The 25732-nt window shown below is 41.8% G+C and carries 21 protein-coding genes; 11 read left to right on the top strand and 10 right to left on the bottom strand.

The window, feature by feature from the left end:
- Positions 1 to 16: 16 nt before the first annotated feature.
- Together BUC20_RS03230 and BUC20_RS03225 are read right to left on the bottom strand one after the other, a co-directional pair.
- On the bottom strand, positions 17 to 3148 hold the full coding sequence (locus BUC20_RS03230) for an efflux RND transporter permease subunit (RefSeq protein ID WP_073227333.1): 3132 nt from the start codon (positions 3146 to 3148) through the stop codon (positions 17 to 19).
- A 24-nt stretch (positions 3149 to 3172) separates the two neighbouring features.
- A complete protein-coding gene (locus tag BUC20_RS03225) occupies positions 3173 to 4285 on the bottom strand; it encodes an efflux RND transporter periplasmic adaptor subunit (protein WP_073227330.1) in 1113 nt (370 codons plus the stop codon).
- Between the two features lie 389 nt (positions 4286 to 4674).
- Between BUC20_RS03225 and BUC20_RS03220 the strand changes: the two genes are divergently transcribed.
- From BUC20_RS03220 to BUC20_RS03210, 3 genes are read left to right on the top strand one after another with little or no spacing between them, the layout of a single operon-like run.
- Positions 4675 to 5127, top strand: coding sequence for an SRPBCC family protein (locus BUC20_RS03220; protein ID WP_073227328.1), 453 nt, complete (start codon positions 4675 to 4677; stop codon positions 5125 to 5127).
- On the top strand, positions 5108 to 5437 hold the full coding sequence (locus BUC20_RS03215; protein ID WP_073227325.1) for an ArsR/SmtB family transcription factor: 330 nt from the start codon (positions 5108 to 5110) through the stop codon (positions 5435 to 5437). The genes BUC20_RS03220 and BUC20_RS03215 overlap by 20 nt, the downstream gene beginning before the upstream one ends.
- A gap of 4 nt (positions 5438 to 5441) precedes the next feature.
- On the top strand, positions 5442 to 5903 hold the full coding sequence (locus tag BUC20_RS03210; protein ID WP_073227324.1) for an SRPBCC family protein: 462 nt from the start codon (positions 5442 to 5444) through the stop codon (positions 5901 to 5903).
- On the opposite strand, the gene BUC20_RS03205 is transcribed toward BUC20_RS03210, so the two are convergent.
- Positions 5891 to 6307, bottom strand: coding sequence for a hypothetical protein (locus tag BUC20_RS03205; protein WP_073227321.1), 417 nt, complete (start codon positions 6305 to 6307; stop codon positions 5891 to 5893). The two genes, BUC20_RS03210 and BUC20_RS03205, sit on opposite strands and share 13 nt — an antisense overlap.
- Positions 6308 to 6402: 95 nt before the next feature.
- Here BUC20_RS03205 and BUC20_RS03200 point away from each other — a divergent pair, with 95 nt between their 5' ends.
- Positions 6403 to 7317 carry a GlxA family transcriptional regulator gene (locus tag BUC20_RS03200; RefSeq protein ID WP_073227319.1) on the top strand — a complete coding sequence of 305 codons (915 nt, stop codon included), beginning with the start codon at positions 6403 to 6405 and terminating at the stop codon, positions 7315 to 7317.
- 77 nt (positions 7318 to 7394) lie between these two features.
- Positions 7395 to 8177, top strand: a complete 783-nt coding sequence (locus BUC20_RS03195) for a DJ-1/PfpI family protein (protein ID WP_084528483.1) — start codon at positions 7395 to 7397, stop codon at positions 8175 to 8177.
- An 18-nt stretch (positions 8178 to 8195) separates the two neighbouring features.
- Here the strand turns inward: BUC20_RS03195 and BUC20_RS03190 are convergent, their stop codons facing one another.
- Entirely contained in the window at positions 8196 to 9623 is a 1428-nt protein-coding gene (locus BUC20_RS03190) for an aminotransferase-like domain-containing protein (RefSeq protein ID WP_073227316.1), read from the bottom strand.
- A 103-nt stretch (positions 9624 to 9726) separates the two neighbouring features.
- On the opposite strand from BUC20_RS03190, the gene BUC20_RS03185 reads away from it, so the two are divergent.
- Entirely contained in the window at positions 9727 to 10623 is an 897-nt protein-coding gene (locus BUC20_RS03185) for a DMT family transporter (protein WP_073227313.1), read from the top strand.
- Between the two features lie 111 nt (positions 10624 to 10734).
- On the opposite strand, the gene BUC20_RS03180 is transcribed toward BUC20_RS03185, so the two are convergent.
- The gene (locus tag BUC20_RS03180) at positions 10735 to 12999 is read right to left on the bottom strand and encodes an ATP-binding cassette domain-containing protein (protein ID WP_073227310.1); all 2265 of its coding nucleotides are present in this window, start codon (positions 12997 to 12999) and stop codon (positions 10735 to 10737) included.
- A gap of 143 nt (positions 13000 to 13142) precedes the next feature.
- On the opposite strand from BUC20_RS03180, the gene BUC20_RS03175 reads away from it, so the two are divergent.
- Positions 13143 to 13664 (top strand): GNAT family N-acetyltransferase, encoded by a 522-nt coding sequence (locus BUC20_RS03175; protein WP_073227308.1) that lies wholly within the window; start codon positions 13143 to 13145, stop codon positions 13662 to 13664.
- A 2-nt stretch (positions 13665 to 13666) separates the two neighbouring features.
- Positions 13667 to 14128: a DinB family protein gene (locus tag BUC20_RS03170; RefSeq protein WP_073227305.1), complete on the top strand. Its 462-nt coding sequence runs from the start codon at positions 13667 to 13669 to the stop codon at positions 14126 to 14128.
- Here BUC20_RS03170 and BUC20_RS03165 read toward each other — a convergent pair.
- The 4 genes from BUC20_RS03165 to BUC20_RS03150 form a co-directional block, all read right to left on the bottom strand.
- A complete protein-coding gene (locus tag BUC20_RS03165) occupies positions 14125 to 14340 on the bottom strand; it encodes a hypothetical protein (protein WP_073227303.1) in 216 nt (71 codons plus the stop codon). The genes BUC20_RS03170 and BUC20_RS03165 overlap by 4 nt on opposite strands.
- Positions 14341 to 14358: 18 nt before the next feature.
- Complete coding sequence (locus BUC20_RS03160) at positions 14359 to 15516, bottom strand: hypothetical protein (RefSeq protein WP_143166684.1); 1158 nt, start codon at positions 15514 to 15516, stop codon at positions 14359 to 14361.
- A 229-nt stretch (positions 15517 to 15745) separates the two neighbouring features.
- Positions 15746 to 18151: an outer membrane beta-barrel family protein gene (locus BUC20_RS03155; RefSeq protein ID WP_073227297.1), complete on the bottom strand. Its 2406-nt coding sequence runs from the start codon at positions 18149 to 18151 to the stop codon at positions 15746 to 15748.
- 114 nt (positions 18152 to 18265) lie between these two features.
- Entirely contained in the window at positions 18266 to 19339 is a 1074-nt protein-coding gene (locus BUC20_RS03150) for a helix-turn-helix domain-containing protein (RefSeq protein WP_073227295.1), read from the bottom strand.
- A gap of 190 nt (positions 19340 to 19529) precedes the next feature.
- On the opposite strand from BUC20_RS03150, the gene BUC20_RS03145 reads away from it, so the two are divergent.
- From BUC20_RS03145 to BUC20_RS03135, 3 genes are all read left to right on the top strand, one after another.
- The gene (locus tag BUC20_RS03145) at positions 19530 to 22139 is read left to right on the top strand and encodes an MGH1-like glycoside hydrolase domain-containing protein (RefSeq protein ID WP_073227292.1); all 2610 of its coding nucleotides are present in this window, start codon (positions 19530 to 19532) and stop codon (positions 22137 to 22139) included.
- Positions 22140 to 22265: 126 nt separating this feature from the next.
- Positions 22266 to 22958, top strand: a complete 693-nt coding sequence (locus BUC20_RS03140; RefSeq protein ID WP_234994432.1) for a DUF2625 domain-containing protein — start codon at positions 22266 to 22268, stop codon at positions 22956 to 22958.
- Positions 22959 to 22979: 21 nt separating this feature from the next.
- Complete coding sequence (locus tag BUC20_RS03135; RefSeq protein WP_073227288.1) at positions 22980 to 23594, top strand: HD domain-containing protein; 615 nt, start codon at positions 22980 to 22982, stop codon at positions 23592 to 23594.
- A gap of 20 nt (positions 23595 to 23614) precedes the next feature.
- Here BUC20_RS03135 and BUC20_RS03130 read toward each other — a convergent pair whose 3' ends face one another.
- A complete protein-coding gene (locus tag BUC20_RS03130; protein ID WP_143166683.1) occupies positions 23615 to 25648 on the bottom strand; it encodes a hypothetical protein in 2034 nt (677 codons plus the stop codon).
- Between the last annotated feature and the right edge of the window lie 84 nt (positions 25649 to 25732).

Here is a 25732-nt window from a genome sequence, read left to right as displayed (position 1 = left end):
TCTGATTTCATAGATGTTATTTGATAGTTTTAGCTGTTATTTTTTCATGTAAGTTCTGGAACAGCACAAACAGAACCGGAATGATAAATAAACCAAGCAATACTCCTGATAACATTCCCCCGGCCGCAGAAATACTGATGGAGTGATTTCCCTGGGCAGAAGGACCTGTTGCAATGCTCATAGGGAACAATCCCACAACAAAAGCTAAAGAGGTCATGAGTATGGGCCTCAGGCGAAGCCTTGCCGCTTCAATGGCTGAATCGATCAGGCTATGCCCTCTCTTTCTTCTTTGAATGGCAAACTCAACAATCAGGATAGCATTCTTGGCCAGCAAACCAATTAACATGATCAGGGAAACCTGTACATAGATGTTGTTTTCTATTCCGGTAAGACCAAGAACAATGAAGACACCAAAAACGCCTGCAGGGATAGAAAGTAAGACCGCTAAAGGCAATATATAGCTTTCGTATTGCGCAGAAAGTATAAAATAAACAAATATCAGACTCATGATAAAGATGATGGTCGACTGCCCTCCGGAGGAAAGCTCTTCTCTCGTTTGTCCTGAAAACTCAAAAGAATAACCATTTGGCAGTTCTTTGGCTGCTAAATTCTGTACGGCTTTAATTGCTTCCCCTGTACTATATCCTGGTTTAGGGATCACGTTCAGCCCGATAGAGCTAAACAAATTATACCGGGAAGCGGTTTCAGAACCATATACCCGCTTCAGCTTCACGAGACTATTTATAGGCACCATGTCTCCAAGGTTATTCTTAACAAATACACGATCCATTGCAGATGGATCGGTCCTGTCGGTGATATCGGCCTGAACCAAAACACGGTAGTATTTGCCAAACCTGTTAAAGTCTGAAGCCTGAGCGGTTCCAAAATATGCCTGCATCGTTTGTAAAACATCCTTCACTTTTACCCCAAGCTGCCCGGCTTTATCATCATCAACTTCCAGTTGCAATTGCGGATAATCTGCTTTAAAGGAAGTAAAGGCATAGCCGATTTCCTTCTGTTGCATCAATTTAGCGATAAAGCCATTGGTGATCTGGCTGAACTTATCGAGCTTACCACCGGTTTTATCCTGCATCACCACCTCAAGGGATTCGACATTACTAAATCCCGGAACAGTTGGAAAGGTGAAAACGAAGAAGCTGCCCCCTTTAATACCCGCAAGGTTCGCCCTGATCTGCTCCATGATCTCATTCAGGTCTTTGACCTTGCCCCTTTTATCTGTTAACTTTAGGGTAACAAAAATAACCCCCGCCGACGAACTGTTAGAACCCGTTAACACATTATAGCCCGAAAGTGCATCAATAAAAGCAGCGGATTCCATACCTAGCAATTTCTTTTCCGCAATATCCATTACCTTTATGGTCCCGTCTAATGAAGTACCTGAAGGCGCACTAAGAGCTACTGCAATAAAACCCTGATCTTCTGCAGGAATAAATCCGCTTGGTGTGTTTCTGACCATCCAGATGGTAGCCAGAATGACCACCAGCAGGCCGCCCATACTTAACCACTTGTGACGGATCAGAAACTTAAGTCCGCCAACATACCTGTTTGTCATTGAACTGAAACTGCTGTTAAATCCAATAAAGAACTTTCTGGCAAAGCCTTTTTTTGACTGGCTTTCATCAGTATGTTCGCTTTTCAGGAATAACGCTGCCAATGCCGGGCTTAAGGTCAGGGCATTCACTGCAGAGATAATGATCGCCGTTGCCATCGTAAATGCAAATTGCCTGTAAAATACACCGGTAGAACCTTCTAAAAATCCAACAGGTAAGAAAACCGCCGACATCACCAGGGTAATAGAGACAATAGCACCAGTAATTTCATGCATCGCCTCAATGGTGGCATCCTTAGCACCGATTTTTTTATCTTCCATTTTTGCATGTACTGCCTCGACCACGACAATGGCATCATCGACCACAATACCGATCGCCAGGATCATCGCAAATAAGGTGAGCAGATTGATAGAAAAACCGAATAACTGCATGAAAAAGAAAGTTCCTATGATCGCTACAGGTACAGCAATGGCCGGAATTAACGTGGAGCGAAAATCCTGTAAAAAGATATATACCACGATAAAGACCAAAATAAAGGCTTCAATCAGGGTATGAATCACCTGCTCAATGGATTGGTCCAATGAAACTTTAGTATTGTAAAAGATTTCATATTTTATCCCTGAAGGGAAATCTTTAGCTGCCTTTTCCATAAGTTTGGCAATGCCAATCTGAATCTCATTGGCATTTGATCCGGCCAGCTGGGAAACGCCTATCGTAATTCCTTTTTTTCCGTTTAAACGGGTAAGACTGTTGTAAGTATAAGTCCCAAACTCCACTCTGGCTACATCCTTTAACCTTAAAGTGGATCCATCAGCATTTGCGCGTATGCCTATATTCTCGTACTCATCAGCTTTGGTCAGCTTTCCTTTATACTTAATTACATATTCAAATACAACCTTATTCCCTTCACCAAAGCGCCCTGGTGCAGCTTCAAGACTCTTGTCCTGGATCGCAGCCATGACTTCATTAGGAGTGATTTTATAATTCTGCATCTGAGCAGGATTAAGCCATACCCGCATGGAATAATCCTTATTGCCACCCAATGGCGTTGCAGTAGCCACTCCTGGAATACGTTTAACCTCTGGTATAATATTAATCTGGGCATAGTTGCCTACAAAAGCGGCATCGTATTTCTTTTCATCTTCTGTGAATAAGCCAAATACCATGATCTCGCCATTTTGCTGTTTCACCGTTGTTACCCCTTGCTGGATCACTTCGGCTGGCAACTGACTAGTGGCTTTCGCTACGCGGTTTTGAACATTCACTGCTGCCTGATCGGGATTCGTTCCCAGTCTGAAGTAGACGGTGATCGTTAACGAGCCATCATTACTTGCGGTTGAACTCATGTAAGTCATGTTCTCCACACCGTTAATAGATTCTTCCAGTGAAGGGGCAACTGATCTTAGCACAGTTTCAGCGTTTGCACCAGGATAAACCGTGGTGACCTGAACGGCAGGTGGAGCAATATCAGGGAATTGTTGTAATGGTAGTTTGAAGAGTCCGATTAATCCAAGTGCCACCAATAAAATGGAGATTACCGTAGCCAGAACCGGTCTTTCTATAAATTTTCTAAACATGATTTTGAATGATTTGCTGAATGATTATTTTGTTGGCTGAGGATTAACTTCTGCACCTTCCTGCAGGTTACCGAATCCACTTAAAACGAATCGTTCACCACGTTCGACGCCCTCTTTTATCAGGTAATCTGCCCCTTTCTTTCCTATGATATTAATGGCTTTCATCTTTACCTTATTGTCCTTTGTGAGGGCATAGACAAAAACTTTGTCCTGCATCTCTACAGTTGCTTCCTGAGGCACCATGATCACATCTTTATGCATCAGGCTTAACCTTATTTTTCCAGTATTTCCGGAACGAAGCAATCCCGATGTATTTGGAAATACTGCACGCAGGGTGATAGACCCTGTGTTGTGATCAAATTGCCCGTCAATCATATCGATCTTACCCTTTTTCGGATATTCACTATCATCGGTTAACAGCAATGACACCTCTGGTAGTTTCTTTAGCTTTTCGGGGAGGGTCTCACCAGGATATTGTGCTTTGAAATTCACAAAATCCCTTTCCGCCAATGCAAAATAGACATGTACCTCACGCACATCTGATAACTCAGTAAGAGGTTCCTGGTCGTTCGGCCCAACCAAACTTCCTTTTTTCTTACGTAGCCGACTGATATAGCCACTTACCGGGGCTTTGATCAGTGTGTAATCCAGATTGATCTGCGCAGTCGAAACATTGGCTTTGGCTTGTTCTACATTTGCCCGGGCTACCTCATATGCGGCATTTGCCGATTTTAACTGGTAATCAGATACCACATTGTTTTTAACCAATGGGGTTAATTTATCGAGTTCTAACCGTGCATTGATCAACGTACTTTCCATGGCATGCCTGTTGGCCTTTGCATTGTTCAATGCAGCCCGAAAGGGCAAATCGTTGATTTTGTAGATCGGCTGTCCGGCATTTACAAAAGAGCCCTCATCTACAAAAATTTTATCAAGCATTCCGTTTACCTGTGGGCGGATCTCTACATTGGTCGTTCCACGGATGGCGGCAGGATAATCCTGAAAGGTAGTCTGCGACTGGGATGCCACAATTCCGACCGGTAAAGCTACTGCTGCGGAAGGGTCTGCATCCTGGGGTTTTGAAGAACTACAGCCAGCTATAAAAATGGTCACAACAGCTAAAGAGGTTATTTTCATAATATGATATTTAAGACTTATTTATACTTGTTTAAAAGAGAACATTACATTCCCATGCCATCTCCCGATAGCTCCTCCGGACTGAATCTCTATCCGGTACTGCTCCTAAAAATTGGTATTGGACAAATTCAAAAACCAGCGATTGTTCAGGAAATGATGTAGGTTTTGAAATTGAATAGATTTGATCATTGTTAATTATTAGTTACATCGCAAAAGTGAAAATTCAGAACAGAACATAAAATTGAACTACTTTAAGAAATGGGAGGAAACAGAAAAACTGACAAAAGTATTATCGAGGCCCTGCAGACATAAATTTCATTTTTTATGAAAAAACATTTGCGTAACCCAGAAGTTACTTATATATTTGAGTAACCTACAAGTTACTTATTATGGCAAAACTAATTAAACATCAATTCTTCTTCCCTCATCCGCAGGAGCGGGTCTGGGAATACCTGACAAACCCAGAGCTCATGGAGCAATGGCTTATGAAAAATGATTTTAAACCCATCATCGGGCATGACTTTCAGTTCAGGACAAACCCGATACCCAGTCTGGATTTTGACGGCATTTTCTATTGCAAAGTATTAGCGATTGTCCCCTTTACTGAGCTTTCTTATTCCTGGAAAAGCGGTCCCGGCGAAGGTGAAATTACGCTTGATTCTGTCGTTGTCTGGAAATTACAGGCCACAGATAAAGGCACGGAAGTCATTCTGGAACACCGCGGCTTCGCAAAAAAAGAAAACCTGAATTTCTTCAATGGCCTGACTGCCGGCTGGCTGGAAAAACTCGACAAGATAAAAACCCTTTTAGATGCACCAGAACATGGAACAATCAAGGCTTGATGCTTTCCAGGTCATAGGCGACCCTAGCAGAAGAAAGATGCTGATGCTCCTCTCAGAAGATCGTTTAACCATCAACAGCCTGGTAGAGCATTTCGACATGAGCCGCCCCGCCGTTTCCAAGCATGTGAAAATACTGCATAACGCAGGTTTTATCTCCATTGAGGACAGTGGCAGGGAACGCTATTGCAGTCTGAAAAAGGATGGTTTTGAAGAACTGCAGGCCTGGCTTTCTTACTTCGACAACTTTTGGGCTTCTAAATTGAAAAAACTAGAAACTTTATTAAATAAGGAATTACCTGAAAAAAACTAAGAAAATGACTACATCAGATTTTAACACTACGTTTTCTGTGGATGAAACCCCGGATGCGGTATTCAATGCGATCACCAATGTACGTGGTTGGTGGTCCGAAAATATTGAAGGCAATACCACTCAGCTCAACGATGAATTTACGTACCAGTTCAGAGACATTCATAAGTGTACCATGAAATTGATTGAACTGATACCCAATCAAAAAATTGTTTGGCTGGTTTTGGACAACTATTTCAATTTCACGGAAGACAAAACCGAATGGACTGGTACAAAACTAGAGTTTAACCTTTCTGAAAAAGAAGGTAAGACACAGGTTCAGTTTACCCATTGGGGGTTGGTTCCTGCTTACGAATGTTACGATATTTGTTTTGATAGCTGGAATGGCTATGTCAAAAAAAGTTTGCGTAACCTGATCACTACAGGCAAAGGTCAGCCAAACCCTAAAGAAGATATTTATTCTTTATGAAATACAGGAGTGCTTGCTTTTTCCAGAACGAGATCATGGTTGAATTTTGGAAAAAGCTGCTTAAGCTCCGCCTTGCCCATATTTCCTGCGGAAATGAAGGTCCATGTTTTACCTCCGTCCCCACTGATCCCCATTAACGGAGAAGTACTGGTTACATATCCCCCAGGTACATTGATTGAGGAATGTTGAGGAATTTTTTTGATTGATGCCATCATTTTAGCCTTTCCACCACTTCTGGCCAATACTTTTGGATAAGTATAATCCATCAGGGTATTAAGATCTCCTTTAAAAAAAGCATTGGCCATTATCGTAGCCTGTTGCTTAATTTTTACAGGATCCTGGGCTTTAACGTCAGTTATCGACCATGTAAAGGCCAGAAACAAAGTCAGAAAGAGGGATTTCATAGCAATCGTTTTCTGCAAGCTATAAAATTTCAATGACAAACTATATTTTACACGGAATGAAGACAGTTAAGAGAGGAATAAATTAAATTAGCAGAATGACATCTCAGCGCATTATCTTTTTTCTCTTTGATGGTGTTCACCTGTTGGACCTTGCCGGTGCTGTAACCGTATTTTACGAGTCCGGTTGTCTGGGTAAACCCTACGAACTTTGTTATGTTTCTCCTTATGCACAGCCGGTTTCCTCAAGCGGCCTTGGCTTTACCAACGTAAGAACACTTGGAGAGATCAACGTTAATGCCAGCGATATGGTTATCGTAGCTGGTATGAAACTCTCCAGGTGGAACCGGGCAGATGATGCATTGTGGATTCCATGGCTGCAACATGCGGCTGCTACCGGGGCAACCATATGTTCTGTTTGTACTGCCGCTTTTGCCCTGGCGGCAGCCGGGCTACTGGAAGGTCAGAATTGTACTACCCATTGGGCCTGGACTACCCGCTTACAGGAGCAGTTCCCGGGAATTAAGGTAATCGAGAACAGGTTATATGTTAAAAGCGGGAATATTTACACCAGTGCAGGTATATCCACAGGCATTGACCTTGCCCTTTTCCTGGTAGAGGAACAACATGGTGTTGCTTTTGCCTGTACGGTGGCTAAAGATATGGTGGTGTATATTCGTCGCGAAGGTAAAGATCAGCAGGATAGTATTTACATACAAAACAGACAGCACATTAACCAACAGGTTCATCAGGTTCAGGATTACATTGCCCATCACCTCCGGCAAAAGATCAGCATTCCGGAACTGGCCGCATTGGTTCATATCAGTCCCAGATCGCTCACCCGTCTGTTTAAATCTTCTACCAGTCTCACTATAGGGGAATATGTACAGAAATTACGTATGGAAAAAGCAATGTACCTACTCAACGACAACCATAAGATGGACTGGATCGCCAGGGAATGTGGATATAAAAGCACAAGTCAACTTCGGCAGATGATGAAAGATAAAGCCTGAAGATTGTCCTGATTCAGGTGTGTTTTGGCCTGATTTATATCTTTTTTCCTGATAGGTTTACAGTCTGATTATTGATTATGAAAAAGCTAGTGCTCCTACTCCTGTTTCCTTGTTTCGTCTTCGCACAAAAACAACCTGCTGCGGTACCCGCAACAGTCTATGTCTGTCCACCCTGCGGGTCATCCTGCGATACCATTTCTTTTAGTAAGGCCGGAGTTTGTCCTCACTGTAACATGATCCTGGTCGACAAGAACAAAAAGGATAGCTTGAATGAAAAAAAGACAAGCATTTGTTTTTACCTGTACGATGGTGTAGAAGTACTTGACTTTGCCGGACCAATGGAAGTATTCTCTTATGCAGGCTTTAAGGTATTCACGGTTTCCAAAACAAAAGCACCCCTCCTTTCTCAGGGCATCTTAAAAATCATTCCGGATTATAGCATTGCTGATGCTCCACAGGCTGATATTTTTGCCGTTTTTGGAGGGAATGATGAAGTCGCAGCGGATGATCCTGAAGTGATTTCCTGGATTAAATCCCGTGATAAAACGACCAGTAGTTATTTTTCAGTTTGTACCGGTGCTTTTATTCTTGGTAAAGCAGGTCTGCTGGATCAGCTTCAGGTCACGACCTTCCATCGCAGTATTGAAAATCTGCAGCGCGCCGTTCCATCAGCCAAAGTATTAAAAAACACCAGGTATGTGGATGCCGGAAGAATCATTACTACTGCCGGGATTTCTGCAGGAATAGACGGTGCTTTACATCTGGTCGCTAAGCTAAAAGGTAAAGAAGCGGCAATGATAGTAGCGCAGCATATGGAATATGATAAATATGTTCCGGAACAAGGTCTTGTTGTTCGTTAGCTCTTATTGTTCATTAATTTAAACGGATGCAGATGCTATACTTTTAGCAAGATTGCCCAGTTGTTTTAATTTCTGCTTGATTTCGACCGACCAGGGTAAGCCGATACATAACCTCATGCAATTTTGAAATTGATCCTGGAGTGTAAACATTCGTCCCGGTGCAATGCTGATCCGTTGTTTAATCGCCAGATCATATAATTTCCTGGTATCAATCCTCTTGTTAAATTCCACCCAAAGCGCCAGCCCCCCCTGGGGTCTGCTTGTTTTAGTTCCCTCAGGAAAATATTCTCCAATGGTCTGAACATAGTTTTGATAATTGTCCTGCAAGGTTCGCCTGAGCTGTCGCAAATGATTTTCATACCTCCCTGTCTTCAGGAAATTGGCAACGGATTCCTGGATGATCGAAACTGAGGATATGGAATGGATCAGTTTGATCTTGAGCAGTTGCTCTTTATATTTTCCCGGAGCTACCCATCCAACACGGTACCCCGGTGCCAGCGTCTTGGAAACAGAACTGCACCACAATACATTTCCTTCTTTATCAAATGATTTACAACATTTGGGTCGCTGCGCACCAAAATACAGGTCGCCATAGATGTCATCTTCGATCAAAGGGATATGATGACTGGCTAAAAGTTCAACGATTTCTTTTTTATGTTCATCGGGCATGCAGCTTCCCAGAGGCGTATTAAAGTTAGGAACCAACAAACAGATGTTGATTTTTGGAATGGCCTCTTTTAACGCTGCGATTTCCAGCCCTGTTGTTGGATGTGTGGGCAATTCCAATACTTTAAAGCCCAGACTGATGGCCAGTTGCAAGGTACCGGGATAACAAGGACTTTCCATCGCAATGGTATCCCCAGGCTTACCCACAGTCATCAGGCAGAGGGAAACCGCGTTCATGGCACCATTGGTGGTAACCAGTTCATCTTCATGCAAATCGCCTCCCCAACCCAACGAACGTACAGCGATCATCCTTCTTAGTTTAACATTGCCCTGCAGGTGCTCATACCCTGTTCCACCTTCTTTAAGTGCAGTTGTAGCCTGTATGATCTCCTTTTTTAGTTTCGCCAATGGCAGCAGATCCCCAGAGGGAGCACTAATGGAAAAAAGGGTAAGTTCTTCATTTCCCATATCGGTATACACTTTACTGATCAGCTCATCCGGCTCATTGTCATAGGCGATCAACAATGGCCGGCTTACTTCCGGAAGCGGAAGCCTGAAAGAAGGACGCTGGCTCACAAAATAACCCGACTGGGGCTTCGAATCAATTAACGACTGTGCCTCCAGTTCCAGAAATACCCGCTTCGCGGTATTCATACTCACCCTATGGTCTTTACACAGCTTCCTTACCGAAGGCAAACGTTCCCCATTTTTCAAAACCCCGGATGTGATCTGGTTCGCAATTCCAGCTGCGATTTCATGATACAGAAACTCTTTATTCATGTTGCAAATATAACTGTGTCCATCGAAATACTCAAAACTGATACTGTGCTTATCTCTGATGCTCCTTTAATTTTGGAGATAAAATAACTAACCTTCATATCAAATGCTCAGAAGCCTTACAATAACTGACAAATCAACAGGAAACATCAGCAGCGGCTGGAAAAACGGGTTCATCGGTGTACTGATATTCAGTGGTTCTATGCCCGCTACAAAACTGGCTGTTCTGGATCTCGATCCCGTATTTTTAACATTTGCCCGCGCCAGCATCGCAGGTTTGCTTGCGCTCTGCATTCTGGTCATTTTTAAAGAGAAGCGGCCAACAAGGACACAGATTTCCTCTTTAATCGTGATCTCCATTGGGGTAGTCATTGGGTTCCCATTATTGAGTGCCCTGGCCTTACAGCATGTAACCTCCGCACATTCCATTGTATTCCTTGGCATGTTGCCGCTAACCACGGCAATATTCAGCGTAATTCGCGGGGAGCAACGCCCTCCCCGTTCCTTCTGGTTCTTCTCGGTTTTAGGAAGTTTGCTGGTAATTGGTTTTGCTCTTGCCCAGGGACTCACTGCTTCCCCTGCCGGAGATATTCTGATGTTAATGGCTGTTATCTTATGCGGTCTTGGTTATGCCGAGGGAGCCAAACTCTCTAAAATACTCGGAGGATGGCAGGTCATCTGCTGGGCACTGGTACTTTCGTTGCCGCTTACCGCTCCTTTGATGCTCTTCTTCCTGCCATCATCATTCGCCAATATCAGTACCGGGGCATGGGCCGGGCTGGCTTATGTTGCCATCTTTAGCATGCTCATTGGTTTTATATTCTGGTATCGGGGCCTGGCACAGGGAGGTACTGCTGCAGTAGGACAACTACAACTCCTGCAACCTTTTTTCGGACTCGCATTATCGGCTACTCTGCTTCATGAACACATCAGTATCGGGATGCTGGTCATCACTGTTGGGGTAATTCTTTGCGTTGCCGGCTCAAAGAAGTTTGCGAAATAGGTTAAGATAAAATCATGTGGAAACATGCCAGCCTTTTATTCTGCAAAAAATAATGCCCGGTCTTTCCGAAGAGAGCCGGGCCTTGCCTTACATACACTTTATCAGGCCTGTTTAATGATTCTCCAGATGTTTTCTTAGATACGCTGCAGTGGCAGATCTTTTATTTGTTTCATCCGCAAGCAATTGCTCAACAGTTCCTTCAAAAATCAGCTCTCCTCCATATTTCCCTGCACCAGGTCCGATATCAATTACCCAATCTGCCTGAGAAATGATATCCAGGTTATGCTCAATCACTACTACTGTATTCCCATGGTCGATGAGTTTATTCAGTATGGTCATTAAATTTTCTGTATCCGAAGGATGTAAACCCGTACTTGGCTCATCCAATACCAACAGGTTGTTTTTACCATTCAGTTCTTTTGTTAGTTTTAGCCGCTGTCTTTCACCTCCTGAAAAAGTGTTTAGTCGCTGCCCCACTGTCATATAGCTTAACCCGAGTTCTGTTAACAAATTGAAATGCCCTGAAAAGCCCTGGTTTTCGAAAAAATCAAGGGCATCTTCTACGGTCAGACTCATCACCTCTGCAATATTTTTATCCTTGTATTTGAACTGTAGCACTTCAGGATTAAATCCGCTTCCATGGCATACTTCGCATGGTTCTTCCACATCTTCCATAAAAGCGAGGTCAATTTTCTCTATGCCCAACCCTTTACAATTCGGACAGGCTCCTTCACTATTACGACTAAATAATTTGTTGCTTACCCCGTTCGATTTGGCAAACAGGTTTCGGACATCATCAGATACACCAAGGTAAGTCAACAGATTTGCTCTTGAGCTGATCGCAATTGGACTTTGATCGATAATTCTGGCTTCAGGATACTGCTTTGGCAATACCTTACTGATTAAAGTGCTTTTCCCCGACCCTGCTACTCCGGTAACTACCGACAAGATATTTTTAGGAATGCCAACGGTAATATTTTTTAGGTTAAACAAGTTTGCCTCCCTAATCATAATCCTGTCGGTAGCCATACGGGGACTGGTTTTGTAAGTCCGCTTGCGTGAAAAATATTGTCCGGTTTTGCCCTCTGATTTCTTCAATTCCTCAAAGCTCCCTTCATACACGATTTCTCCGCCTTTACTTCCAGACAAAGGTCCCATATCCACAATATGATCCGCGATTTTGATCAAATCAGGATCATGTTCTACTATCAATACCGTATTCCCTTTGCTTTTGATCTGCTGAATAATACTGGAAATGTGATCCAGATCTTTGGGATGCAGGCCTATACTCGGTTCATCAAATATATACAAAAGGTCCTCCAGGCTGTTTCCCAGGTGTTTTACCATTTTTATTCGTTGTGATTCACCTCCGGATAGCGTATTGGTAGCCCGGTCTAATGTCAGGTACTGAAGTCCGATATTCACAACGTTTTCAAGTTTCCTCATCAGTTCATTAAGTACAGTTTCAAATGATCCGGAAGAAAGTGATTGGATAAATAACAACAACTCATCGATCGGCAGCGCTGCACAATCTGCAATATCTTTACCCTCAATTTTACAGGACAGCACCTTTTTATTCAGTCTTTTTCCCCTGCAGTCTGGGCAAGAACCAGATTCAATGATTTTTTGAAGGTCCTTTTTTCTCAGGTTATACTCTTTGGAATCCTTTTTCAGAAAGTCTCTTTCAATCCTTGGGATTACACCAATATACTGCATGGTTTTACCCCATTCTTTATCCGGATGTTTAGGTTTATGCTCTTCAGAATGGAGTAACAAATTCCATTCTTCATCCGAAAAATCTTTTAGTTTTTTATCGTTATCAAAATACCCCGCCATCGTGTACCTCAGCCAGCGATAACCTCCCGTCTGGAAAGTCGGGAACCGAATGGCCCCTTCGTTTAGAGACTTGTTTTTATCGAATAGCTGATCTGTATTGATACGGCTGGTATAACCCAATCCCTCACAAACAGGGCACATTCCCTGGGGATGATTAAATGAAAAGACATTGGAGTAGCCTACAAAAGGTTTTCCCATTCTCGAAAACAATAAACGCAAAGCTGCATAAACATCCGTTGCCGTTCCCACTGTAGAACGTGCATTTCCACCTAACCGCTTTTGATTGATGATCACCGGAACATTCAGGTGTTCAATCTTGTCTACATCCGCAACACCCAGATGTGCAAGGCGGTTTCTGACAAAACTGTTTTGGGTTTCATTAATCTGACGTTGTGCTTCTGCACCGATCGTTTCGAAAACCAATGATGATTTCCCTGATCCTGAAATCCCGGTAAAAACTGTGATCTTGTTTTTAGGAACTTCCAGAGAGATGTTTTTAAGATTGTTTTGACGGGCACCGGATATTTTTATCTTCTTCATTTCAGTTTCTTATAAACGTTACGAATGTTTAACAAGTATTAAGCAGGTTAAGTTTTAGGTTAAATCTACTTCCTTTTGCGGTATGGTATTTATAAAAATGCTTGGATATGTAAACAGCCTTCCTTATTTTAGTGTTAAAAACAATGCTGTATTCTGAACGGTTGATACTTATTGATCCTGTAATGTCACACCTAAACCGGTATTTCGAGATTTATGGTGATCCGGATACCAATGTTCATAATCCTTTTGGCCCCCTTCCCGACATTGCAACGGCACTAAGAAACCTGGAGAAATTCATGGATCACCGGGAAAAATATGGCTTTGGGGTATGGGCAATTGCAACTCTGGAAAATCCGGATACCATCATTGGTTTCGGTGGACTCAGCTATAAGCGCTATAACGATGTCGAAAAGTTAAACCTTGGCTATCGGTTCGACAAACATTCCTGGGGAAAAGGATATGCTACAGAATTTGCTAAAAGAACGATTGATTTTGCTTTCAATTTGCCAGACATCAGCGAGATATTTGCGATTGTCAGACCGACAAACCAATCGTCTATAAAAGTTCTGGAAAAGAGCGGAATGGAGTTCCTGGAGAATTTATCCGATGTACCCGGTCTGGAGGCAAGTTTGGTTTACCACATACTAAAAGCAACAAAACACTAAATATGAGTCAAATCATCGATACCTCTAGTCGTGCACATTTGTTAGACCTCTTTCTGGGCCTTCGCCCTGATACCCTTTCACTTTGGGGTAAAATGGAACCACAACAAATGGTAGAACACCTCATAGACCAGGTTCAGTACACCAATGGTAAAAAGATCCCCTTCCTGGAGTTTTCTGAGGAGGAAGCAAAGCTGGCAAAACAAAAGAATATCTATACCGATCTGAAAATACCAAAAAATGTAATATTTGGAACACTTCCTGATCAGCTCATCTATCCGGACTTACCCAGCGCCATCAAACAACTAATGACCGAACTGGATGATTTTGACCTGTATTTCAGGAATCCGGAAACTACTGCCATCCATGGCGCATTTGGCCCCATGAATTATAAAGAATGGATCATCTGGCACAGCAAACATTTTACACATCACTTATCGCAATTCGGCTTAATCGCAATGACCTAACAAAGTAAAAGCCGGTTCATCACACTTTTGAGCAGCTTAACTGTAACAGGGTCATTTGGGTGCCGATCGTTTAAATCTGTTATGATTTCCAGCATTGCAGTCTGTCGCTTTAAAAACAACCAACCCGCAAAATCTGCGGCATTTTCCTCAGCATCCAACCTCGTATCTGCTCTGAATTGTAGTTTATATTCTTCTATGACTTCTAAATTCATAATCCTTATTTTAATTGGTTAACGATTAAAAGGATACTCATTTACCCAGTTAAACTTTCTATTGATCAACAAAAACTTCTTAAGGTCCATTTTCTTTAGGGTGATCTTTACAGAATCCCCATTTAGATGGCCACTCAGCAATAGCCGGTCCTTGTCTATCATCTGATAACTGAATAGCTTATCCTTTGAAAGACTTCCCTGATAAAAGATTTCTATCTGTTTCTTTGACGCATCTACTTTGAAATCTGCATTTTTCAGAGAATCGTTCATCATTTTTATCCGTGCAGCTCCCTCACGCTGAACTGTAAGCTGCCGCCATTGAAGAGAATCCGTAATTAATGGAAGGCACTCGACGTTATTCCTGACAAATTTCTCTGTTTGATAAATTCCATACAACGGAGGTTTGGGGGCTCCCTCACCGTAAACTTTTGCCCTGTTCAGGCAGGATGCCAAAGTCGTGGCCACAAATACCAATATCCATAGATATTTAAGGCCATAGGCCATATAAAACATCCATTTCTTCTTATAATCCGGACGGGCAATTACCTGAAGTATAAATGATTTACCAGTCAGCAGGAAACCCAGGATCGTTTTCAGGTACGGCGCCAATATAAATACAGACATGACCACCAATGCAGTAGAAAAAATCTTTACCGGAACATCATAAAAATAATTCATGCTCATCACATGTACGCAGGCTGCAAGAGATAAAAAGGCCCCGATGATCATTGTCCTCCTAAACAATAATAACACTGCCGAGACTTCAATGATCCCCATAAACATATTGTACCCTTTAGAAAAGCCAAGAAAGGTCCAGGCCAGCCCCATTGGGGAAGAGTCACCATAGGCTTGTGTCAGCCGGTATAATGATGGATAGGGAAACTGCATTTTAATCACTTTGATCATCCCATAATTGATCAATGTAAAAGCAATATAGAACCTCACTACAACCAACAGCCAATAATACAACTGGTTGTAACTGGTTCTATTTCGATCTAGTAAAGACCATATCAACATTCCAATGCCCGCACAGAAAGTCATGAAAGCAAGTAACAGGTAATCGTAGCTGGTATCTCCGCTTCCATTACTGAAAATGGTGTAATCATACGTATAACCTAAAATTTCTGCCGCTATCCAGGGAATCAATTCATGCATCAATCCGGTCGGATATTTCATTATTGAAAAGAAAAAAGGAAAAGCACCGTTGTTATTAAAAATAATAAACAACGACAGAAGAATAAAAAAGAACCTGAAGCACCACTTTTTGGCGGTTCCCCACTGATGATCTTCCACTTTAACTGTAACAGTATCCGCTATATTCATTGATGATCAATAAAATTTTCTCTTAATGTTACAAATTATGGGTTGGTTTTTAAAATTTTATTTAATATTAATAATTTTATTTCTAATTGGCCCTGCTGTTCTCCGTTTGTCCGGGAGTCTTATTCTTATAATTCGATTTTTTCAACTGACCAAAACTGTAGGCAGCAGTAAACCTGAAATAGTTTAAATTATAGGTTCTATGGTAATAGATATCTGTCTGTCCCACTCCATAAGTACCAGAGGCATTGCTTTTATGAAAGAGGTCATTGGCCGTAAACTTTAATTTCAGTGCATTACTGAAAAAATCCTTTTCAACCCCTATCGTGATCGTTGATCTGGGGGCATCATAGTATAAACCAGAAGACCGGTCTCCCAGATACCAGGCGAGCAATTGAATCCGGAATAGCTCATCTACATTAAAAGTATTGCTGGTATAGAGATAGATTTGAGGTTTCGGTTTGAGCAGCTCAAAACCAAATTGATTATCGATCAGTTTCGTATAACTGAAGTTTATGGTATTAATGGAAGTCCACCATTTCACATTCAGCGATGCAGAAAGGGAAGCAAAATAAGTATGATTTTTAGCTAAATTGATTCCTTTTAGAACATAACTATTTGCAGTTGTTCCTCTCAATGCTGCGGCACTCAATGGATCAACAATATAGTTGTAACCCATTTTCAGATCTATTTTTTTATAATAAAGCCCCAATTCAAAGGCATGTGTTTTTTCAGGAATCAGATTGGGATTTCCTTCTATAGTAGTAAAAGGATCCTGATAAATGACATAAGGGTTAAGTGCCTGATACCTTGGTCGGGTTATTTTCGAAACATAACTCGCGATCAGCTTAAACTGCTCAGATATTTTTTTGCTGAGTAACAGGTTTGGAAAAATATTAAAATAATGATCTTCAACAACCTGCCCGGCACCAACACTGGTGTTTAATTGATAATTCGTCCATTCTCCCCTTAATCCCATTCCAAAACTGGTCTGATCATTTATTGCCCCGGTATAATTGAGATAGGCAGCAGGTATTTTTTCCTGATATTTGAAATTACTGGATAGATTTAAGTCCGGTTTAAAGTCCGCTCCGTTTTCGGAAATCAGAAAATCTGTCTCAGAAGCGGTATGCACATAGCTGAATTTCGCTCCTGCTTCCAGTTTCATCTTGGCATTGAACACCCTGGTATAATCTACTTGGGTACTGGAAATAGAGGTATTGTGCAACACGCCGTTTTTTAAAAATCTGGAGCCATCCATTTCTTTTACCACCTGCTGTTCAGTTATCAAATCATCCACGGTCGACTGGTAGTCAGAAAACTGACTCCCCACAAATAGGGCTGATCCGAGACTATCCAGTGCTCTGTTATAATTCAGTGTAAAGGAGTGGTTATTCCTTTCTTCTTTCTTGTTAATGTTGCTACTGTAAAAGTTAAGCTGCTCATTGGTTATAATTTTATTGTCACTATTCTGCGTCCCACCTTGCCTTTCCAATATCCCGGTATAACCTAAAGAAACATCACTTTTTGGGTTTATATGATATTGTAACCCAAGACCATAATTCGAATAATTGTTGAGTTTACGCTTCCAGTCTGTCCGTAATTCTGATTTTAAATAATCTTCGGGTAATGATCTCGTCCTTGTGGTATTTAGTACTTCACGGGTATTTCCGGTCAGCAGTCCATAATTGCCAATCATAGCCAGCTTTCCCTTCATGTAGTTCAGATCCAGTAAGGTATTTGCAGTTCTACCGGCAAAACCAGAGGCGCTGACAGCCTGACTGGCAGACCCAAGGAAACCTTCAGTTCCATTCACTTTCATCCGGATGTTAATTACCGCTTTTCCTTCCGCATCGTATTTCGAAGAGGGATTGGCAATAATTTCAATCTTATCTATTTGTGAGACAGGAATCGCAGCCAGCTGTTCGGCAGTAATTTGCTTGCCGTTTAAATACACGATGGCTTCCCCTTTTCCATAAACAGAAATCACTCCATCTGTAAGGATCACGTTTGGAGCGCGACTCAGCAATTCTGTTGCAGAAGTACTGCTGGCCAGGACGGTATTGGCTACATTGAGTTCCATATTTCCACTGGAATTGTACCTCATCGAAGGTACCTGACTACTGATCAGAACTTCATTTAACTGAACCTTATTCTCCCGGATCACAATCGTGCCCAGGTTAACATGACTTTTTCCGTCATATTTCACTTTAATCATCGTGTCTGCAAATAATAAAGAGGTCAACTTCAGGAATACCTCTTTTTGATCAATGGCAAGGAGTTCAAAACTTCCATTCGTGAAACTCATCCCCTTTATCACATGGGAATCAACAACAGAGAGGACGAATACATTTCCCATGAGGATTTCCTGATGTTGATCAACAACTTTACCTGAAATGGAACTGATTTGTTGGGCTTTTAGGTCCTGGCCAAAAAACAGGAGCAAAACGATAGATACCAACTGTAAGATACGGGCTTTTATAAATTTCATTCACAAAAGTCCATTGCAAATTTTAACGGGAGGTCACAGAAAAATAAATCAGGAGTACGGATTTATAAATTAATACTGATTAAAACCCCTTCTGGGCGCTTTTAGTAAAAACCTTTATTTCTTACCCTCATCTTTTAAGTTGTCCTGCTGATAGCTCAGCGGTGTAGTTCCTTTCAATTTTTTGAAGGCAGCGAAAAAGGTGGATTTAGAATTAAAGCCAACCTCATAACCAATGGACTCCAGCGTAAGCCGGTGATCTGAAGAAATGATGTTACAGGCTTCATTGATCCTGAACTCGTTAACAAACGTGGTAAAGTTCTTCCCCAGGTGATCATTCAAAAGCTGAGACAACTGATGGCTGCTCACATTGATTCCCTTCGATAAGTCCCCTAATTTCAGATCGGGGTTTCTGTAGGCCACCTGATCTGTCATCATCTTGTCCAGCTTCCCAATCAATATAGCGGCTTCTTCTTCATTCATTTTTTTACCGGATGATTTATTTGGATTGAGCAAAAACAAATCGTCTGTCTTCTTTCTGTACAATAGTACCGAAATGATCAGGTACAAGATCAGGGAAAACCCGATGGAACCGCTAATATAAGAGGAAAAAGGAGCCCTGATTAAACTCAGGAAATAGGTAATAAAGATGACCAGATTTCCGGTAAAGATCATCAAGAGCCATACTTCTGCTGCGTTTAGCTGATGCCCTTTTGAAAAAAGCTTTTTCAATATATGCCGCATTGTAAAGCCGGAGGCAAGGACAAACAGCCCCCATTGTCCATAAATGACAACAGCAAAATATCTGTTCCAAAGTGAGTAATGATGCTCATAAGGAAAAGAAATACCTGTAACCAGAACCAGCAGGAACAGCATTCCAATGGTCCATTTCCAGGACTTTGGCATCACTTCCATCTCTTTTACTGCAGATTTCAAAAACCAATAGAGAAAAGGACCAATAAAAAAACAGGCTGACAAGCCAATCTGCAGGTATATTCTGGGTAGATTTCCATCAAAATATACGAAAACCGACTTACCAATCCGGATGCTTAAAGCAAGCAGCAAAGCCCCCAGAAAATAATTACTCAGGTACTTCTTTTTTGTAAAAAGGAGGAAGTATAAACTTAGAATAAGCCCGTTAAAGGCTCCTAAAGCACTAAAGAAAAACAAAAGTTCTTTACCGATATTCATAAATGGTCTGTTCGTTCTGGTTGGCCAAATGTACTTTAATTTGTACTTATGTTTGGCAACCACTCCTCATCTTTTTTCTTTTACGCTGAAGGAACTCATTTATCCTCTGAGATGCCTTAAATTGACATCGACCAGCGTTTTGAGAAAATATAAAAGTAGTAACTTTAACTCATCAATTTTAATCATTCAGATGAGTCAGGAAGCAAAACGCATTACAATAGAAGGTTGGAAAAAATGGGGACCATATGTATCTAACCGTCAATGGGGAACCGTTCGGGAAGATTACAGTGACAATGGTGATGCCTGGCAATACAGTACCCATGATATGGCAAGAAGCAAAGCCTGGCGATGGGGAGAAGAAGGTATCGGAGGCATCTCCGATGATAAACAACTCTTGTGTTTTGCCCCTTCTTTCTGGAATGGTAAAGATAAAATCCTGAAAGAAGTCTTTTACGGACTCAGCAATACCGAAGGCAATCACGGCGAAGATGTAAAGGAACTCTTCTATTACCTGGACTCCTCACCTACTCATTCCTATATGAAGATGCTGTACAAGTACCCTCAGCAGGAATTTCCTTACGAATCACTTCTTCATGAAAATGCCCGGCGTGGCAAAGAAGAACCTGAATTTGAACTGATAGATACAGGGATTTTTAACAACAATGAATACTTTGACATTTTTATAGAATACGCCAAATCTGCTCAGGAAGACATCCTGATTAAAATCACCGCGCATAACCGCAGTCAAAACGCTGCCCCTCTGACCATACTTCCCAGCCTTTGGTTCCGGAACAGATGGTCATGGGGTCATCATGAAAAAGACCTGTCCATCTCAGAAAATAGTCCAACAGCGCTGGCCATTAGTCATCACACTTTAGGCGACTATTTTCTTTATTCGGAACAACCTTCAAAATGGCTGTTCACTGAAAATGAAAGCAATACCATGCGGCTTTACAATTACGACAATGGCAAACGCTATTATAAAGATGCCATCAATAACTATGTGGTTGAAAACCTTCAAAAAGCGGTAAATCCGGAAAATACAGGGACAAAAGTCGCCGCATTCTGCCATTTTGATATTGCCGCTGAATCCGCTGTAACGCTGCAGTTCAGGCTTTGTAAAGGAGCAAATAAAAAACCTTTCAGTGATTTCCAAAAGATCTTTGATCAGCGCATACAGGAAACTGATGAGTTTTATCAGGATTTGCAGGAGAAAACAAATTCAGCTGATGAGCAGCTGATTCAACGTCAGGCCCTCGCAGGATTGTTATGGAATAAACAATATTATAATTACAGTGTTAGTCGCTGGCTCAAAGGGGATCCGGCAGAACTCCCTCCTCCTGCCGGCCATCGTACTTCCAGAAACCTGAACTGGAAACACATCAATAATGCCGACATCATTTCTATGCCTGATAAATGGGAATTTCCATGGTATGCTTCCTGGGACCTTGGTTTCCATTGTGTCAGCCTAGCCCTGGTAGATCCTGGCTTTGCCAAGCAGCAACTCTCTGTGCTCACCAAAGAGTGGTACATGCACCCAAACGGGCAATTGCCGGCATACGAATGGAACTTTGACGATACCAACCCACCTGTCCATGCCTGGGCTACACTGGAAGTCTATAAAATGGATAAGAAACACAGTAATGGTAATGGAGACTTGTTTTTTCTGGAGTCTGTTTTTCAGAAACTACTGATCAACTTTACCTGGTGGGTCAATCGTAAGGACGATAAAGGAAGTAATATTTTCTCAGGAGGTTTCCTTGGGCTGGATAACATCGGGGTCTTTGACCGCAATACCGTGCTCCCTTCCGGAATGCGCATCGAACAGGCAGATGGCACCAGCTGGATGGCCATGTATGCCCTCAACATGATGCAGATTTCACTGGAACTGGCCCTTCACAATAAAGTTTACGAAGACATGGCCTCCAAATTTTTTGAACACTTTCTATACATTGCAGGTGCGGTCATGAACATTATGGGTGTGGGAGATACCGGATTATGGGACGAAGAAGACGGCTTTTTTTATGATGAACTCACAACCGATGATACCCATTCCATTAAGTTGAAACTCCGTAGTATGGTAGGCCTGATCCCCTTGTTTGCAGTAGAGGTAATCACCGACGAAACCTTAAAGAAGCTTCCAAAATTTGCAGCAAGGATGCAATGGTTCCTGGAACATCGTCAGGACCTCGCCTCTCTGGTATCCCGGTGGACAGAAAAAGGAACCGATGACAAACACCTGCTCAGCCTCCTTCGCGGTCACCGCATGAAACTCATCCTCAACAGAATGCTGGATGAAGCTGAGTTTTTAAGTGATTATGGAATCCGAAGCCTTTCTAAAAGTTACGAACAGGCGCCCTATTTGTTTCCTACAGAAAATGAGGAATTCGTCGTAAAATATGTTCCCGGAGAAAGCGATAGCGGCATGTTCGGAGGAAACAGCAATTGGCGTGGCCCGGTCTGGATGCCTGTAAACTTCCTTATTATTCAAAGCCTGCTCCGCTTCCATGATTACTATAGTGATGATTTTAAGGTTGAATACCCGAAAGGATCAGGAAGCTTTCTCTCTCTAAAAGAAATTGCCTATGCCCTTTCAGAACGGTTGATTGCGATATTTAAACGTGATGAGGAGGGCAAACGTGCCTGTTTTGGAGATCAGGAAAAACTGCAAACTGATCCGCAATTTAAAGACTACCTGCTGTTCAATGAATATTTTCATGGAGATAACGGCAAGGGACTGGGTGCCTCCCACCAAACCGGATGGACTGCCCTAATTGCCAACTTATTAATTAAACACTGATCAGATTCCTTGTTGATCTGATTGTGCTGTTAATTTAATATTTACGAGGTTAATTTAGTTTGAAATTTAACCTCCTGATTTAAAAAACAGGAACAAAATCCTTCAGATAAAGGGAAAATTAATAACTTGAGCGCCTTAGACCTTAAAATCCCGATGCGTAAATTAGAAGAACTCATTAACGAAGAAGATCCGGCCTGGCCAATGGTTCAGGAATGGATAGAAACCGCAAACAATAAAGTGGAAATCTTAGCTGTTGATCCCGAAAAAGCTAAAGATGCCCTATTTCATACCCAGGTAACCACACGCTCTCCAATGGGTGCAGTGATCTACATGACCGGTGGGATGCTCATAGATGATGGCTGGATCAGGATTCTGGGATCAGGCAGCCCTAAACTGAACCGCTCCCTGCCCGACTGGAATAAAGGAAAAGCGTTTGAAGAATTTGGAGATGCAGTGCCATTTTTAATTGTAGCCGATGATGCCCTTGGTGGTTCTTTTGTATTAAATGGTGGAGGATTGGGAGATGATCCCGGAATGATCTATTACTTTGCTCCGGATACCCTGTCCTACGAACCTCTGGACCTTTCTTATTCTGAATTTCTAACCTTTTGTTTCGATAACGACCTGGATTCCTTCTATAAAGGCTTCAGATGGAAAGACTGGAGAACGGAAGTTTCGGATATGCCCGGCGACAAGGCTTTTAGTTTTTTCCCCTTTTTATGGACTGTACAAGGTAAAGACATTGAAAAGAACTCGCGGGAACCAGTACCTGCAGAAGAATTATATCACCTGAATCTTTCCTTCAGGGAGAAACTATAAATTCTCTTTAAATAAAACACGATGCTAAAGGAAACCTTTATAAAGCTATTGGAACCATACACAGATCAAACTGCGCTGATCAACGAGCTTTGGAACGAGATCGAAGTTTGCCATTCCCATGCAAAAAGGCATTACCATACCCTAACACATCTTGAAAATCTTTTACAACAACTGATTCCGGTACAAGACCACATTAAAAACTGGAATGTGGTCTTGTTTACCCTCTGCTATCACGACATTGTTTACAATCCCCTGAAAGACGATAACGAAGAAAAGAGTGCGGAACTTGCGGAAGCCAGGTTATCTGCTATTGGTGTGCCAGCATCATTTATTCATCAATGTAAGCTGCAAATTCTCGCTACAAAAAAACACCTGCCAGCCCCCGATCAAGACACCAATTATTTCACTGATGCCGACCTTTCTGTACTGGGACAGGAATGGGACAGTTATTCCAACTACTATAAAGGGGTGAGAAAAGAATATTCCATATACCCTGATCTGATTTACAAACCTGGAAGGAAAAAGGTATTGCGGCACTTTTTAAATATGAACCGCATTTTCAAAACCGAGTATTTCTACAGCAAGTTCGAAACAACTGCAAAATTAAATCTGCAAAGAGAACTGGAAACACTTTAGGTCATTTTCCTGATTCACAGTTATTCCCGTTCAGTGGTTTCATCTCTAAAAATATCGCCATATTTCCCGACGATTGCAGCAGCCTGCGCTGGATACAACATTATATAGTTCTTGCCATGCAAACCCTGGCGATATTCACTGCTGGCATCAGATAGTGGATATACTGCATAAGGAATTTTAGCTTCAAGTAAAGCCTTGTTGATGCTGTTAATCAAAAGATTATCCTTCCATACCTGAGCGTCATTCTCTACCTTAATCTCGTTTTTCTGCTGATTACAGCTAAAAGAAAATACTAAAATTTCCTGATCGGAAGCTGCATCCTTTTGATAAGAATGTGCGTAATCCTTCAGGTAATCCTTTTGATCTCCCTGAAGCTCCTGAATTTTTAGATTTACCTCATACAAAAATCCCTCAACCGTCCTGCTAACGTCTGAATTAAAAGCATTGGGAAGTTCTATCAGCATACTGGAAACAGATACGGGATTTTTCTCTCTTGCTGTTGCGATTAATCTGGTCCTTTCGTTTTGACTTGTGTTTTTCAGTACCTGTTCTCTCCATAAAAGATCTATCGCTTCTGTAACCTGTGCATACGTAAAACGTACTTTGAGGTCGTAAGGCTCCCATGTGTTATAACTATAGTCTCCCGGGCTGCCGTTATAGCAAATCGTTAATTTACTTGCCATGTATACATTTCTAACGAACTCTGCTTCCTGTTCCTTTAACAGGGTCATCACTATTGTTTCCGGTTCCTGGGATTCATACGTGGTAAACAAACTATGAGTAGTAAAATATAAACGACGTTCATCCTGCTGATTTTCCAGGTAATGGTTAAGGAATTGAAAGTTCTGAGGAATAATCCAGCTTTCCAGATCGCGCTCCTTGATCATCTCTTTGTATAAGACGTTATTGATCTTTACATACAGGTAAAACTGTCGGTTTGAGGGATAGTATTGTGGTGTAACTTCATTCTTTATCTCGTGAATTTCCAGATCTGAATAGTTGAAATTCAAAAGCACAGCAGCCTTTTGCAATACCGACTCATAGAGCCGCTTTATTTTGTCCATTGGAATCAAGCCATACTGTTCCCTGGTGGTGTAATCAACAGGTTTGAGCACTGTTTCGTAATCCAGAGAGAGGTAGTTTTTAGTCTGTAATGCCAGATCATTAATATGGAAAAGGGAATCTTTTTTATAATTTTCCGCCAGTTGAATACGCACAGATTTGTCGATAAAACCGCTGGAAACCAGACTGTCCATCAGAGCGACTTGCTCTTGTTTGTAATAAGGAAACTTGTCATGATAAATGATCAGTTTCCTGATATCGTCCATGATTTCGTCATGATTTATAGAGGAGATGATCTTTTCTCCATTACTGAACTTAGTTTCCATCCTGATATCATCAGCCAGCAGTAAGCCTGCTTTCTTAAACATAGGCACCCATCTTAAATATGGCTTAACCTGGTTAACGCGCTGGTCTGCCAGCGCTTTGGTATCTTCAAAGGACGACACACGAAACTCTATGGTACTGTCAAGGTAAAAGGGTTCAAAAGCAGGCCCAAAATAATCTTTAAAACGCCTTGCAAGTATCCCGGTAGAATCCTTATGGGCCCCCTCATCCCTGGAAAAACATGCAGCGACATAGATAAAATTAAAAAGATCGGAACGGTTGGGGAAATTAGCTGCCAGATGACGTTCTTCCTTAATGGCACATGTTTTTTCAAAATCCTTCTCCTTCGATAACAGAGAATTAAAATGGCTGACCGGGTAAGTCCCTCTGCCTGGCAGGATATCTTCATAGGATTTGAGGAAATAAACAGAACAACGAACCTTGTTTAAAAAACTTTCTCTGAAGCCTGTATATACCTGTAAGGGGGCCATTTCTGAGAATCTGATCAACTCAGCCTTTCCCTTCGAAGTCAGCAACTGTTGATCATTCAGAGATTGTGCAATACGGTTTACTTCCTCTTTTGATAAACGTTGGGCAAGCAGTAAAGGCTTTCCGGCAACAAGCAGAACGAATATCATCCCGATACAAACAGGTAATTTAAAATTCATGATTTATTTTCCGGTATTTGAAGAAGCACCGTCCGGCAACAAAATAGAGAAATATTCTTCAGGTAAAAAACAAATAGTCCATAC

It is taken from the genome of Pedobacter caeni, from assembly GCF_900129215.1.
Taxonomy (GTDB): domain Bacteria; phylum Bacteroidota; class Bacteroidia; order Sphingobacteriales; family Sphingobacteriaceae; genus Pedobacter; species Pedobacter caeni.
The sequence above is the reverse complement of the archived record's forward strand: the minus strand, read 5'-3'. Positions and strand labels throughout refer to the sequence as shown.

Coding starts and splice junctions, on each gene's coding strand:
- BUC20_RS03185 (WP_073227313.1), top strand. CDS start 9,727: ATGCTCAGAAGCCTTACAATAACTGACAAATCAACAGGAAACATCAGC.
- BUC20_RS03215 (WP_073227325.1), top strand. CDS start 5,108: ATGGAACAATCAAGGCTTGATGCTTTCCAGGTCATAGGCGACCCTAGC.
- BUC20_RS03200 (WP_073227319.1), top strand. CDS start 6,403: ATGACATCTCAGCGCATTATCTTTTTTCTCTTTGATGGTGTTCACCTG.
- BUC20_RS03195 (WP_084528483.1), top strand. CDS start 7,395: ATGAAAAAGCTAGTGCTCCTACTCCTGTTTCCTTGTTTCGTCTTCGCA.
- BUC20_RS03175 (WP_073227308.1), top strand. CDS start 13,143: ATGCTGTATTCTGAACGGTTGATACTTATTGATCCTGTAATGTCACAC.
- BUC20_RS03225 (WP_073227330.1), bottom strand. CDS start 4,285: ATGAAAATAACCTCTTTAGCTGTTGTGACCATTTTTATAGCTGGCTGT.
- BUC20_RS03160 (WP_143166684.1), bottom strand. CDS start 15,516: ATGAAATATCCGACCGGATTGATGCATGAATTGATTCCCTGGATAGCG.
- BUC20_RS03155 (WP_073227297.1), bottom strand. CDS start 18,151: ATGAAATTTATAAAAGCCCGTATCTTACAGTTGGTATCTATCGTTTTG.
- BUC20_RS03170 (WP_073227305.1), top strand. CDS start 13,667: ATGAGTCAAATCATCGATACCTCTAGTCGTGCACATTTGTTAGACCTC.
- BUC20_RS03190 (WP_073227316.1), bottom strand. CDS start 9,623: ATGAATAAAGAGTTTCTGTATCATGAAATCGCAGCTGGAATTGCGAAC.
- BUC20_RS03130 (WP_143166683.1), bottom strand. CDS start 25,648: ATGAATTTTAAATTACCTGTTTGTATCGGGATGATATTCGTTCTGCTT.
- BUC20_RS03145 (WP_073227292.1), top strand. CDS start 19,530: ATGAGTCAGGAAGCAAAACGCATTACAATAGAAGGTTGGAAAAAATGG.
- BUC20_RS03205 (WP_073227321.1), bottom strand. CDS start 6,307: ATGAAATCCCTCTTTCTGACTTTGTTTCTGGCCTTTACATGGTCGATA.
- BUC20_RS03180 (WP_073227310.1), bottom strand. CDS start 12,999: ATGAAGAAGATAAAAATATCCGGTGCCCGTCAAAACAATCTTAAAAAC.
- BUC20_RS03135 (WP_073227288.1), top strand. CDS start 22,980: ATGCTAAAGGAAACCTTTATAAAGCTATTGGAACCATACACAGATCAA.
- BUC20_RS03150 (WP_073227295.1), bottom strand. CDS start 19,339: ATGAATATCGGTAAAGAACTTTTGTTTTTCTTTAGTGCTTTAGGAGCC.
- BUC20_RS03165 (WP_073227303.1), bottom strand. CDS start 14,340: ATGAATTTAGAAGTCATAGAAGAATATAAACTACAATTCAGAGCAGAT.
- BUC20_RS03210 (WP_073227324.1), top strand. CDS start 5,442: ATGACTACATCAGATTTTAACACTACGTTTTCTGTGGATGAAACCCCG.
- BUC20_RS03220 (WP_073227328.1), top strand. CDS start 4,675: ATGGCAAAACTAATTAAACATCAATTCTTCTTCCCTCATCCGCAGGAG.
- BUC20_RS03230 (WP_073227333.1), bottom strand. CDS start 3,148: ATGTTTAGAAAATTTATAGAAAGACCGGTTCTGGCTACGGTAATCTCC.